Raw genomic sequence first — 11849 nt, 5'->3', positions numbered from 1 at the left:
CGGGCCATCGCCGGCAGCACCCGCGCCGGTCGAGCCGCCCGCCCTCGCCGCGCCCCCGCCCGCCGCGCCGCGCGCGCGCACCGCCCGGCGCGTGCAGGTGCAGGTCGAGATCGCCGGGTCCTGCCCGGTGCCGGCGGTGCGCGGCTTCCTCGTGGTGAAGAAGCTCGGGGGGCTCGGGCAGGTCGCCGAGGCCCGGCCGTCCGTGGAGGAGCTCCGCGCCGGCCGCATCCCGGGCAAGCGCCTCGAGGTCCTGCTCGACACCGCCGAGCCGCTCCAGGCGGTGGAGCGCGCCCTCGCCCAGATCTCCGACATCGCCGCCGTCACGCTCCGCGAGGCGGAGGCGGAGCGCGCCCCCGCGCCGGCCCCGGCGCCCGCGCGCGAGGGGACGCCCGGGGAGGCGAGCCGCACGGTGCGCGTCCGCACCGAGATCCTCGACGGCTTCCTCGACGCGGTGGGCGAGCTCATCCTCGCCACCGCGCGCATCCGCGAGATCGGCCGGGCGCTGCCGGAGGGCGCCCGCCCGGCGCTCGACGAGGGCGTGGACCGGCTCCACGCGATCGTGAAGGACCTGCACGACAAGGTGATGACGGTGCGGATGACGCCGCTCGCCCTCGTCACCGAGCGGCTCCCGCGCACGGCGCGCGACGTCGCGCGCAAGCTCGGCAAGAGCGTGGAGGTGGAGATCCGCGGCGCGGAGATCGAGCTCGACCGCGCCATCCTGGAGGAGCTGTCGGACCCGGTGCTGCACGTCCTGCGCAACGCCGTCGATCACGGCGTCGAGCTCCCCCACCTCCGGCTCCTCGCCGGGAAGCCCGCCACCGGCGCCCTCGCCATCACCGCTCGCCGCGACGCGCACCGCCCGGCGCGTGCAGGTGCAGGTCGAGATCGCCGGGTCCTGCCCGGTGCCGGCGGTGCGCGGCTTCCTCGTGGTGAAGAAGCTCGGGGGGCTCGGGCAGGTCGCCGAGGCCCGGCCGTCCGTGGAGGAGCTCCGCGCCGGCCGCATCCCGGGCAAGCGCCTCGAGGTCCTGCTCGACACCGCCGAGCCGCTCCAGGCGGTGGAGCGCGCCCTCGCCCAGATCTCCGACATCGCCGCCGTCACGCTCCGCGAGGCGGAGGCGGAGCGCGCCCCCGCGCCGGCCCCGGCGCCCGCGCGCGAGGGGACGCCCGGGGAGGCGAGCCGCACGGTGCGCGTCCGCACCGAGATCCTCGACGGCTTCCTCGACGCGGTGGGCGAGCTCATCCTCGCCACCGCGCGCATCCGCGAGATCGGCCGGGCGCTGCCGGAGGGCGCCCGCCCGGCGCTCGACGAGGGCGTGGACCGGCTCCACGCGATCGTGAAGGACCTGCACGACAAGGTGATGACGGTGCGGATGACGCCGCTCGCCCTCGTCACCGAGCGGCTCCCGCGCACGGCGCGCGACGTCGCGCGCAAGCTCGGCAAGAGCGTGGAGGTGGAGATCCGCGGCGCGGAGATCGAGCTCGACCGCGCCATCCTGGAGGAGCTGTCGGACCCGGTGCTGCACGTCCTGCGCAACGCCGTCGATCACGGCGTCGAGCTCCCCCACCTCCGGCTCCTCGCCGGGAAGCCCGCCACCGGCGCCCTCGCCATCACCGCTCGCCGCGAGCGGGACCGGGTGATCCTCGAGATCTCCGACGACGGGCGCGGCATGAACCCCGAGAAGCTCCGCGCCGCCGCGGTCGCGCGCGGCGCGCTCAGCGCGGAGGACGCGGCGGAGCTCCCCGAGCGCGAGGCGCTCCTGCTCGCCTGCCTGCCAGGCGTCTCGACCGCCGAGACCGTCACCGACGTCTCCGGCCGCGGCGTCGGCCTCGACGCGGTGAAGCGCACCGTCGAGGGGGTGGGCGGTACGCTCGAGCTCGACTCCGTGCCCGGCAAGGGCACGCGCGTCACCTTCCGCCTGCCGCTCACCGTGGCGGTGCAGCCGGTGCTGCTCGTGCGCGTCGGCGAGGAGGTGCTCGGCATCCCCATCGCCAAGGTCCACGGCGCGGCGCAGGTGGCGCTCTCCCGGCTCGAGCGGAGCCAGGGGACGCCGGTGCTGGAGCACGAGGGCGCGCTCGTCCCGGTGCACGACCTCACCCGCCTGCTCGGCTTCCCGGGCGCGCCCTTCGACGAGCGCTCGGTGGTGGTGGCCGACGGCGGCGACGGCGGGCGGGTCGGCCTCGCGGTGGACGCGCTCCTCGGCCAGCACGAGGCGGTGCTGAAGCCGCTCGGCGAGCCGCTCGACCTCGTGCCCGGCCTCTCCGCGGTGACGGTGCTCGGCACCGGGCGGCCGGTGTTCATCCTGGACGTTCAAAGGCTCCTCGCGTCGTGACCTCCTTCGGCCCGCGAGACCTCGACGCCCTCCAGGAGCTCGCCACCATCGGCTGCGGGCAGGCCATCACCGCGCTCGGCAAGCTCGCCGGCCGGCGCATCGAGATGGACGTCCCCGAGGCGTGGGTGGGCGCCGAGGCGGGCGCCATCGCCGTGTTCCTCGGGGGGCTCGGCCAGGACCTCGTCGCCGTCGGCGTGAAGCTCGAGGGGCCGCTCCAGGGCGACCTGCTCCTCGCCCTGCCCGAGGCGGACGCGGAGGGGCTCGCGGCGCTGCTCGGCTTCCCGCCCGGCGCGGGCGAGGGCTGGGGCGGCATGGCCGAGAGCGCCCTCATGGAGTCGGGCAACATCGTGGGGAGCGCCTTCGTCTCCGCCATCGGGACCCTGGTCGGCGAGAAGCTGCTCCTGTCGGTGCCCACCTTCGCGCGCGGCAGCGGCCGCGCCTGCGTCGAGCGGCTCGTCGCCCACGCCGGCTCGATCGCGCTCGCCACCCGCTTCACCCTCGCCGCCGAGGTCGACCGCGGGGCCCTCGAGGGGCTCATCCTCGTCATGCCCGAGCCGGAACGGATCGCGAGGCTCCTCTCGCACCTCGATCTGCGCTAGACACCCCGGCATGGACGAACGCACGCTGCGCCGGCTCCTCGACGGCGTCCGCAATGGCGACACCACCGTCGACGACGCGGTCGCGCACATGAAGCACGCGCCGTTCGAGCGGCTCGGCGACGTCGCCACGATCGACACGCACCGCGCGCTGCGCGTGGGCATGCCGGAGGTGGTGCTCGCCGAGGCCAAGACCGGCGCCCAGGTCGCCGCCATCGCGAAGCAGCTCGCGGCCCGCGGGCCGCTCCTCGTGACGCGCCTCGCGCCGGACAAGGCCGCGCCGGTGAGGCGCGCGGTGAAGGGGGCGAAGTACGACCCGGTCTCGCGCACCCTGCGCAAGGGGCGCATGGACGTCCCGGCGCGCGGGCCGGTCGCGGTCTGCTGCGCCGGGACGAGCGACATCCCCGTCTGCGAGGAGGCGGCGGTGACGCTCGACGTGATGGGCCTCGAGGTGATCCGGGTCTACGACGTGGGCGTCGCCGGCCTGCACCGGCTCCTCGCGCGCCGGGCGGACCTCGAGCGGGCCCGCGCCGTGATCGTGGCGGCCGGCATGGAGGGCGCGCTCCCCTCGGTGGTGGGGGGCCTCGTGGGGCGGCCCGTCATCGGGGTGCCCACCTCCGTCGGCTACGGAGCCTCGCTCGGCGGCATGGCGCCGCTCCTCACCATGCTCAACTCCTGCGCGCCCAACGTCACGGTCGTGAACATCGACAACGGCTTCGGGGCGGCGTTCGTGGCGGGCCTCATCGCGCGCGAGTAGGAGCCTCTCCATGCAGCCTCTGCTCGTCCTCGAACCCATCGGCGGCATCGCCGGCGACATGTTCCTCGCAGCGGCGCTCGACCTGGGCGTCGACCGCGCCCGCCTCGAGGAGGCGCTCCGCTCGCTGGGCGTGCCCGGCTGGCGGCTCGAGGTGCAGCGCCGGAGCGCCTCGGCGATCCTCGGCACGCACGTGGACGTGGTGGTGGAGGGGCAGGAGCCGCCCGCGCGTTCGCTCTCCGAGATCCTCGGCATCCTCGACGCGAGCGCGCTCGCGCCCCGGGTGAAGGCCGCCGCGCGCGGGCTGTTCGAGCGTATCGGCCGGGCCGAGGCGAAGGTCCACGGCGTGCCGGTCGAGGAGGTGCACTTCCACGAGGTCGGCGCGGTGGACTCGATCGTGGACCTGTGCGGCGCGGCGGTGGCGCTCGACCTGCTCGGCTGGCCGCGCGTGGTGTCCGCGCCGCCCGAGCTCGGGCGCGGGATCGCCCGGACGGCGCACGGGCCGGTGCCCATCCCGCCGCCGGCGGTGCTGGAGCTGCTCGCCGGCACGCCCGTGCGGCCCGGCGGGCCTCCCGGCGAGGCGGTCACGCCCACCGGCGCCGCCCTCCTCGCCGAGTTCGCCCAGGTGGGGCCCCTGCCGCCGTTCGTGCCGCGCCGGATCGGCCACGGCGTCGGGACGGTCACCTGGCCGGACCGGCCGAACGTGCTGCGCATGACGCTCGCCGAGGAGGTCCCGCTCGCCCCGGGCGCGAGCCCCGCGGGCGGCGCGCCCGCGGAGGCCGGCGCCGGGGCGCTGTGGGTGCTCGAGGCGAACCTCGACGACTGCCCCGGGCAGCTCGTCGCGCGCGCCATCGAGGCCGCGCTCGAGGCGGGCGCGCTCGACGCGTGGGCCGCGCCGCTCACCATGAAGAAGGGACGCCCGGGGATGCTCCTGGGCGCGCTGTGCGAGGAGCCGCGCCGCGCGGCGGTGACCCAGGCGCTCTTCGCGGAGACCACCACGCTCGGCGTCCGCCGCCACGCGGTCGAGCGGGACGCCCTCGAGCGCACCTTCGAGCAGGTGGAGACGCCCTACGGGGTCGTGCGGGTCAAGGTGGCGTGGCAGGCCGGGCGCGAGCTGGGCGCTCACCCCGAGTACGACGACTGCCTCGCTCGCGCGCGCGAGCGCGGCGTCCCGGTGCGCGAGGTGATGTCCGCCGCCATCGCCGCACATCGCGCCGGGCGCTGAAGGCCGCGGCCGCCGCCTTCGTCGGCGCGTCCGCTCCGCGTGCTAGAGTCACTGCGGGGGAAGCGCGTGGCACGCAAGGAGAAGGCACGGCCGCGGAAGCGATCGGCCCGCGCGACGCCGCGGCGGAGGCCCCCGCGGCCCGCCCCGCGCGTGGACGACGCCGTGCTGCGCGAGGTGTTCCGCACCGCGGCGGTGCCGGCGGTGGTCCTCGAGGACGGCGTGGTGAAGCTCGCGAACGAGGCGTTCGCGCGGGCGCTCGGGCAGGACGCCGACGCGCTCCGCGGCGCGGCGCTCGGCGCGCTCCTCCCGCCGGTGGACGGCGAGGTCCCCACCCCGCTCCCCGGGACGATCCGCAGCTACCGCACGAGCGTCGCCGGCGTGCCCGCCCGCGTCGACGTCTCCGCCGCGCTCACGCCCGCGCAGAGCGGCGCGGTCCTGGGCTCGGCCGCCCTCGCCCTGGCGCTGCCCGACGAGGACACCGCGGTCCCGCGCGTGCTCCTCGCCCTCTCCCGCGAGCTCGCCGAGGCGCGCAGCGAGGACCAGATCACCGCCGCGGTGGCGCGCGCGCTCGAGCTGCTCTTCCCCGCGCGCTCCTTCTGCGTGCGGCTCGTCGATCCGAGGACCTTCGCGCTCACCACCCTGTACGCCCGCGGCCGGCTCCGGCCGCTCGCGCGCGGCCGGCTCGCCCTCAAGGCGATCGCGGTCGAGCGCACCGGCCTCTCGCGCGCGGCGCTCGAGCAGGGCGGCGTCCAGATCGTCGAGCGCGACGTGCCGCTCTTCGCGGGCTGCGACGAGGCGAGCGCGGTCCCGCTCGCCGTGGCGGGGCAGCTCTTCGGCATCGTGAACCTCGAGTACGCGCGCGGCGGCCCGGGCGATCCGCTCTCCGACGCGTCGCTGCTGTACCAGGTGGCGAACCACGCCGCCCTCGGCGTCCGGAACCTGCGCTCGGTCGAGGAGCTCACCTACCTCAAGACCTACCTCGAGGACCTCATCGAGCACGCGAACGCGCTCATCTTCGTGGCGAGCCGGGCGCGCGAGGTGATCGTCTGGAACGCCGCGCTGGTGCGGCTCACCGGGGTCGCCCGCGAGGAGGCGCTCGGGGGCGATCTCCTCGCGCGCATCCCGCCGGAGGAGCACGCCGCGGTGGAGGCGGTGCTCGCGCGCGGGCTCTCGGGCGAGTCGGTGGACGGGTTCGAGACGCGGCTCCTCGCCGCGGGGCGCGAGGCGCGCATCGCGGTGAACACCGCCCCCATCTTCGGCGCGGCCGGCGACGTCGAGGGGGTCATCGCCATCGGCCACGACCTCACGCGCGTGCGCTCGCTCGAGGCCGCGGCGGAGCACGCCGAGCGGCTCGCCGGCATCGGCCGGCTCGTCGCGGGCGTCGTGCACGAGCTCAACAACCCGCTCACCGCGGTGAACATGTACTCGGACGTGCTCGTGGAGAAGCTGCAGAACGCCGGGCACGACCCCGCCGACGTGGAGAAGCTCCGCGCCATCCGCGAGGGGGGCCAGCGCATCCAGCGGCTCGCGCGCGACCTCGTCGCCTACGCGAAGCCCTCCGGCGCGCGCGCCGAGCTCGTGGACCTCGCCTCGGTGCTCGACGAGGCGGCGCGGCTCGCGAAGCCCGCCCTCAAGGAGATGAGCGCGGTGCTCGAGCAGCGGCTCGTCCCGGTGCCGCCGGTCGAGGGGAACCGCCCGAGCCTCGTGCACGTCTTCGTGAACCTCGTGCGGAACGCCGCGCAGGCGGTCGGCGAGGGCGGCCGCGTGTCGCTCGCGCTCGAGCAGGACGGCGAGACCGTGAAGGTCGCGGTGCAGGACGACGGCGCGGGCATGCCGCCGGAGATCGCGGCCCGGGCGTTCGAGCCGTTCTTCACGACGCGCCCGGGCGTGGGCATCGGGCTCGGGCTCCCGATCGTGCAGGGCATCCTCGAGCGCCACGGCGGTCGGATCGCCCTCGACACCGCCGAGGGCCGCGGCACCACCGTGACGGTGACGCTGCCCGTCCGCGGCGCCAGCGCCGAACGGTGAACGCTCCGGCAGCACGGCTGGACCTCGTGGTCACGACACGCGAGCAACGCGAGCGCGCCGGGGCGCCGTCGCGTTCGCGGCGAAGCCGCCACGCGGCGGCGCACGGGACCCGGCGAGCAGGGGTGGGGCCCCGGCCGACGGCGGTCAGCCGTCGGTGGGGCGGGGGCGCAGCCCCCGTTAGATCAGCCACTCCCCGCGCCGCTCGCGCGCGCGGGCGAGATCGGCCTCGTACTTGAGGACGAGGTTCAGGGTCTCGTCGAGCAGCGTCGCGTCGAGCTCCGTCGCGTTCAGCACGGCGAGCGCGCGGATCCAGTCGAGCGTCTCCGCGATCGAGGGCGGCTTCTTGAGGTCGAGCGTACGGAGCTTCCCCACCGCCGACACCACGGCGCGCGCGAGCGCCTCCGTGGCCTCCGGCACCTTGGCGCGGACGATGGCGAGCTCCCGCTCGCGCGAGGGGAAGTCGATGTGCAGGTGGAGGCAGCGGCGCTTGAGGGCGTCGGAGAGGTCGCGCGCCGCGTTGGACGTGAGCACCACGCGGGGCACCTGGCGCGCACGGACGGTGCCGATCTCCGGCACGGTCACGGTCCACTCCGAGAGCACCTCGAGCAGGAACGCCTCGAGCTCGGGATCCGCCTTGTCGATCTCGTCCACGAGCAGGAGCGCCGGCTCCTCGCTCGTGATGGCCCGCAGCACCGGCCGCGGCAGCAGGAACCGCTCGCTGAAGAAGACGTTGCCCTCCCCCGCGATGCGATCCGCCGCCTCGGCGAGCGACTCCGCGCCTGACATCGCCTCCCCGATCCGCTCGCGGAGGAGCTGCGTGAACAGGAGCTGCTTCGCGTACTCCCACTCGTAGAGCGCCTTCGACTCGTCGAGCCCCTCGTAGCACTGGAGCCGGATGAGGGAGCGGCCCGACGCCTGCGCGAACGCCCGGGCGAGCGCCGTCTTGCCCACGCCGGCCGGCCCCTCGACGAGGATGGGCTTCTCGAGCCGGTCGGCCAGGAATACGGCGGTCGCGATCTCGCGCGAAGGCAGGTAGCCGGCGCCCGCGAGCTTCTCGGCGGCTTCTTCGATGGTCGCGAACATGGCTCCTCGCAGCGCGGCTCACGCGCTCCACGGCGCCATTCCTTATAGGGCGGGCGCGGGCACGATCGAGCATCCGACCGGTCATGTTACCGGGGTTCGCTACACCCTGGCGTTGCCGGGAACCGTCAGAATTACAGCCGCGGCCCGCGCGGGTTTTCCACAAGTCTTTGATTCCAGGAGTGATTCGCCTTGGAGGCCCTACGGCACGCCGATTGAACAGGTACGCACTCGAGTCCCGCCGGAGGCCGACCGAGGACCCTGCCATGAAGAAGCTCCAGCCCAAACGCTCGAACTGCAGGGCCCACCTCCCGTCTCACGTCCTCGTCGATGCGTGGTCGGACGCTCGACTCCTGCCCCCGCCGTTCGTCTCGAGTGAGGCGTCTGGCGGAGAATCCTAGTCGGGCGCCCACGCGCCAAAAAGCTGGAGAGGCCGCGGGGCACACCCGCGGCCTCTCGCTTTTCGTGCGCGCGGGTGAAGGCTCACACCTCGATGCGCACCCGCAGCGGTCCGCCCTCCACGTCCACCACCTCCGCGTAGGCGGACTTGGGCCCGCGGAGGAAGCGCAGCGTCGCGCGCGCGGCGCCCACGCGCACGCCCTCGAGCGTGAGCTCGTCGAGCCAGGGCGGCAGCCACGGGAACCGGACGTGGAGCGTCTGGGCGTGCGCGTCCGGAAAGAGCCCCAGCACCGCGCGGACGAGGAGGAACCACGCGGCCGACGACCAGGCCTGCGGCGAGCAGGCGACCGGGTAGTGGACCGGGAAGCGGCCGCCGTCGCGGCCGAGCCCGCAGAACAGCTCCGGGAACCGGAGCAGGCGGAAGTGCTGCGCCGCCTGCCAGAGCCCGGTGAGCACCTCCCCGGCGCGCTCCACCTCGCCGTAGGCGCTCATGCCCATCGCGCAGAGCGCGTTGTCGTGCGGCCAGACGGTGCCGTTGTGGTAGCTCAGCGGGTTGTACGCCGGCTGCCCCGCGCCGAGCGTGCGGATCCCCCACCCGCTCCACATGCGCTCGTCGAGCAGCGAGGCGACGACGCGCCGCGCGCGGTCCGGCGCCGCCGCGCCGGAGAAGAGCAGGTGGCCGGGGTTCGAGGTGACCGCGTCCACCTGGCGTCCTTCGCGGTCGAGCGCGATCGCGTAGGTGCCCGCCCGTTCCATCCAGAAGCGCGCCTCGATCGCGTCCGCGTGCGCGTTCGCGATCGCCAGGAGCCGCTCCGCGTCCGCGTCGCGGCCGAGGCGCCGGTAGAGCCCGGCCATCCGGCGGCGCGCGTCCACGGCGTAGCCCTGCACCTCCACGAGCGCGATGGGCGGCTCGGCGGGGCGGCCGTCCGCGAACGGTACGCCGTCGTGGCTGTCCTTCCAGCCCTGGTTGCGCAGGCCCTTCGGCGTGCGGCGCGCGTACTCCACGAGGCCGCCGCGCGCCGGATCGGCGGCGCGGTCGAGCCACCCGAGCGCGCGCTCGGCGGCCGGGAGGAGCGCCTCGACGGTGGCCCGATCCCCCGTCCAGCGGTCGTACTCGTCGAGCACCACGAGGAAGAGCGGGGTCGCGTCCGCCGAGCCGTAGTACGGCGAGTGCGGCACCTCGCCCGCCGCCGCCATCTCGCCGAAGCGGATCTCGTGGGGGATCTTCCCCGGCTCCTCGTCGCGCTCGGGATCGTCGATCGTGCCCTGCAGGCGCGCGAGGAAGCGGAGCGCGTCGCGCGCCACCTCGGGCGCGGCGAGCATCGCCTCGTAGCCCGTGATGAGCGCGTCCCGGCCGAACGGGCAGGTGTACCAGGGGATCCCCGCCGAGATGACCGGCTCGCCGAAGTGGTAGACGCGCAGCGCCTTCAGGTCGGCGACGGCGTTGTGGAGCGCGAGGTCGAAGAGATCGTTCGACGAGCGGAAGTGCGTCGCGCCGCGCTCCCACGAGTCGTAGGCGTCGCGGGTCGCGCGGGCGCGCGCGTCGAACGACGCGGACGGGCCGCGGGGCACCTCGCGGTCCTCGTCGCGCCCCCTCCGGCCGGCCGCCGGACCGCGCTCGATCCCCGCCGCGACGACGAACGACAGCTCGACCTTGCCGGCCGGCTCGAGGTGGAGATCCACCCGCGCGCCCCGGCCCCCCATGCGCGAGAGGCGCGCGGGGCCGTCCGCCCGCAGCCCCTCCAGCCGGATCTCCGTCGCGTACCCGCGCCCGTCGCGCCCGTCGTAGCGCAGGATCGCGCGGTCCTTCTCCACGCGCGGGACCTCGTAGGTGCCGCGCGCCGCGCGCTGGGCGCCGCGGATCTCGAAGACGTCCGCGAAGTCCGCAGCCCAGCACATCTCGATCCAGAAGGCGATGGGGCGGTCGAGGAAGTTCGTGAGGACGATGCGCTCGAGGAAGACGTCGTCGATGATCTGGTCGCGCCGCAGGTGGACGTAGTTCAGCGGCTCGCGCCCGAGGAGATCCCCCTCGTGCAGGCTCGTGACGGTGAAGTCGATCTGGGCGACGTACTCGGGCGACACCTGGGACGACAGGCAGAGGGGCGGCCCGCCCTTCACCGAGAGCTTCCACGAGGAGAGGTGGCGCGTGTCGGTGAGGAAGAGCCCGAGGTCGCGGGCGCCCGCCGGCGCCACGTCCCCAAGCCGGTTGGCCACCAGGAAGAGGTTGCCGCGCTTCAGGACGAGCTTGTCGACCCCCGTCGCCTCGGGCTGCGTCGAGGGGTCCGAGTAGCCGAGCAGGTCCTCCGGTCGCGCGAGGCTCACTGCGCGAGCGTCGTCCATCCGTCCTCCGCCGCGGGCGCCCCGCCGAGCCGCAGGCGCATGCGCTCGGCGATCGCGGCGCGATACACGGCGAGGTACCCGGCCGCCATCCGATCGGCCCCGAAGCGGTGCCGCGCCCGGGCCTGGATGGCCCGGCGGTCGAGCGCGCCGACCCGCCGCAGCGCGGCCGCCATCTCGCGCTCCGAGCGGACCAGGAAGCCGGTCTCGCCGTCCTCGACGATCTCCGGCGCCGCGCCGCTGGGCGACGCGATGACGGGGCACCCCGCGAGCGCGGCCTCGATCATCACGAGCCCGAACGGCTCGTCCCAGCGCAGCGGGACGAGCAAGGCGCGCGAGGTCGCGAAGAGGCGGCGCTTGGCGGCGAGATCGGCCTCGCGCACCCAGCTCACGTGTGGCCGCCGGAGCGCGGGCGCGAGCACGCGCTCTCGCCAGCCCTCCGGCGCGGCGTCGCCGTGGATGGCGCCGGCCACGGTGATGGGGACGCCGGCCCGCGCCGCAGCCTCGATCGCGACCTCCGGCGCCTTGCACCAGGAGAGCCGCCCGAGGAAGAACGCTCCGCCCCCGCCCGTGCCGGCGACGGGGTACAGCTCCGGATCGAGCCCGTGGTGGACGACGTCGTGCGGCGCGGGCCGCGCGAGCTCCGCCTGCCGCTCCGAGATGGCGACCAGGCGTACGCCCTCGACGCGCTCGTAGAAGCGCGCCAGGGTGGGCTCGAGCGCGTGGTGCAGGGTGTAGACCATCGGCGGGCGCAGCTCGTCGGCGAAGGCGAGCATGGCGGGGACGTTCGCGTGCACCACGTCGTAGCCGCCCGCGGCGATCTCCTGCGCGGCGAAGCGGCAGTGGAGGATCTCGGAGTAGGGATCGGGCGGCCACACGGCGCGCTCGAAGAAGGCGCGCACGCCGCGGGCGGTCGAGTCGCCCGTCGCGAAGACGGTGACGTCGTGGCCTGCGCGGGCGAGGGCGCGGTAGAGCGCGTGGACGACGAGCTCCGTCCCGCCGTACGCCGGGGGAGGAACGGGGACGAAGGGGGTCGAGACGATCGCGATGCGCACCTCCACACGGTAGGCCGCGCCCGGCGCCGGGGCCACGCACCGGGG

The 11849-nt window shown here is 75.4% G+C and carries 8 protein-coding genes and 1 pseudogene; 6 read left to right on the top strand and 3 right to left on the bottom strand.

Annotation, left to right across the window (positions count from 1 at the left end; translation table 11 throughout):
- Positions 1–91: 91 nt before the first annotated feature.
- From MNZ39_RS25135 to MNZ39_RS21070, 6 genes and pseudogenes are all read left to right on the top strand, one after another.
- Positions 92–529, top strand: a pseudogene (locus MNZ39_RS25135) (chemotaxis protein CheA); the annotation flags it as partial.
- A 343-nt stretch (positions 530–872) separates the two neighbouring features.
- The gene (locus MNZ39_RS21090) at positions 873–2330 is read left to right on the top strand and encodes a chemotaxis protein CheA (protein ID WP_242341072.1); all 1458 of its coding nucleotides are present in this window, start codon (positions 873–875) and stop codon (positions 2328–2330) included.
- The gene (locus tag MNZ39_RS21085; protein ID WP_242341071.1) at positions 2327–2929 is read left to right on the top strand and encodes a chemotaxis protein CheC; all 603 of its coding nucleotides are present in this window, start codon (positions 2327–2329) and stop codon (positions 2927–2929) included. The genes MNZ39_RS21090 and MNZ39_RS21085 overlap by 4 nt, the downstream gene beginning before the upstream one ends.
- 10 nt (positions 2930–2939) lie before the next feature.
- Positions 2940–3683, top strand: coding sequence for a nickel pincer cofactor biosynthesis protein LarB (gene larB, locus MNZ39_RS21080; protein ID WP_242341070.1), 744 nt, complete (start codon positions 2940–2942; stop codon positions 3681–3683).
- Positions 3684–3693: 10 nt separating this feature from the next.
- Positions 3694–4905, top strand: a complete 1212-nt coding sequence (gene larC / locus MNZ39_RS21075; RefSeq protein ID WP_242341069.1) for a nickel pincer cofactor biosynthesis protein LarC — start codon at positions 3694–3696, stop codon at positions 4903–4905.
- A gap of 150 nt (positions 4906–5055) precedes the next feature.
- A complete protein-coding gene (locus MNZ39_RS21070; RefSeq protein WP_242341068.1) occupies positions 5056–6933 on the top strand; it encodes an ATP-binding protein in 1878 nt (625 codons plus the stop codon).
- 177 nt (positions 6934–7110) lie between these two features.
- Here MNZ39_RS21070 and MNZ39_RS21065 read toward each other — a convergent pair whose 3' ends face one another.
- The 3 genes from MNZ39_RS21065 to MNZ39_RS21055 all read right to left on the bottom strand — a co-directional run.
- Entirely contained in the window at positions 7111–8016 is a 906-nt protein-coding gene (locus MNZ39_RS21065; RefSeq protein ID WP_242336991.1) for a MoxR family ATPase, read from the bottom strand.
- A gap of 480 nt (positions 8017–8496) precedes the next feature.
- Positions 8497–10752 carry a glycogen debranching N-terminal domain-containing protein gene (locus MNZ39_RS21060; protein ID WP_242336988.1) on the bottom strand — a complete coding sequence of 752 codons (2256 nt, stop codon included), beginning with the start codon at positions 10750–10752 and terminating at the stop codon, positions 8497–8499.
- On the bottom strand, positions 10731–11849 hold a 1119-nt coding region (locus MNZ39_RS21055), incomplete at its 5' end, for a glycosyltransferase family 4 protein (protein ID WP_242341067.1). The genes MNZ39_RS21055 and MNZ39_RS21060, both read right to left, overlap by 22 nt.

The organism is Anaeromyxobacter sp. SG66 (genome assembly GCF_022690805.1).
Classification (GTDB): domain Bacteria; phylum Myxococcota; class Myxococcia; order Myxococcales; family Anaeromyxobacteraceae; genus Anaeromyxobacter; species Anaeromyxobacter soli.
Note: the sequence above shows the minus strand (reverse complement) of the source record. Positions and strands in the feature narration are given on the sequence as shown.

Bases quoted from the DNA above. Each gene is read 5' to 3' on its own strand.
- larB (WP_242341070.1), top strand. From the start codon at position 2,940: ATGGACGAACGCACGCTGCGCCGGCTCCTCGACGGCGTCCGCAATGGC.
- larC (WP_242341069.1), top strand. From the start codon at position 3,694: ATGCAGCCTCTGCTCGTCCTCGAACCCATCGGCGGCATCGCCGGCGAC.
- MNZ39_RS21060 (WP_242336988.1), bottom strand. From the start codon at position 10,752: ATGGACGACGCTCGCGCAGTGAGCCTCGCGCGACCGGAGGACCTGCTC.
- MNZ39_RS21065 (WP_242336991.1), bottom strand. From the start codon at position 8,016: ATGTTCGCGACCATCGAAGAAGCCGCCGAGAAGCTCGCGGGCGCCGGC.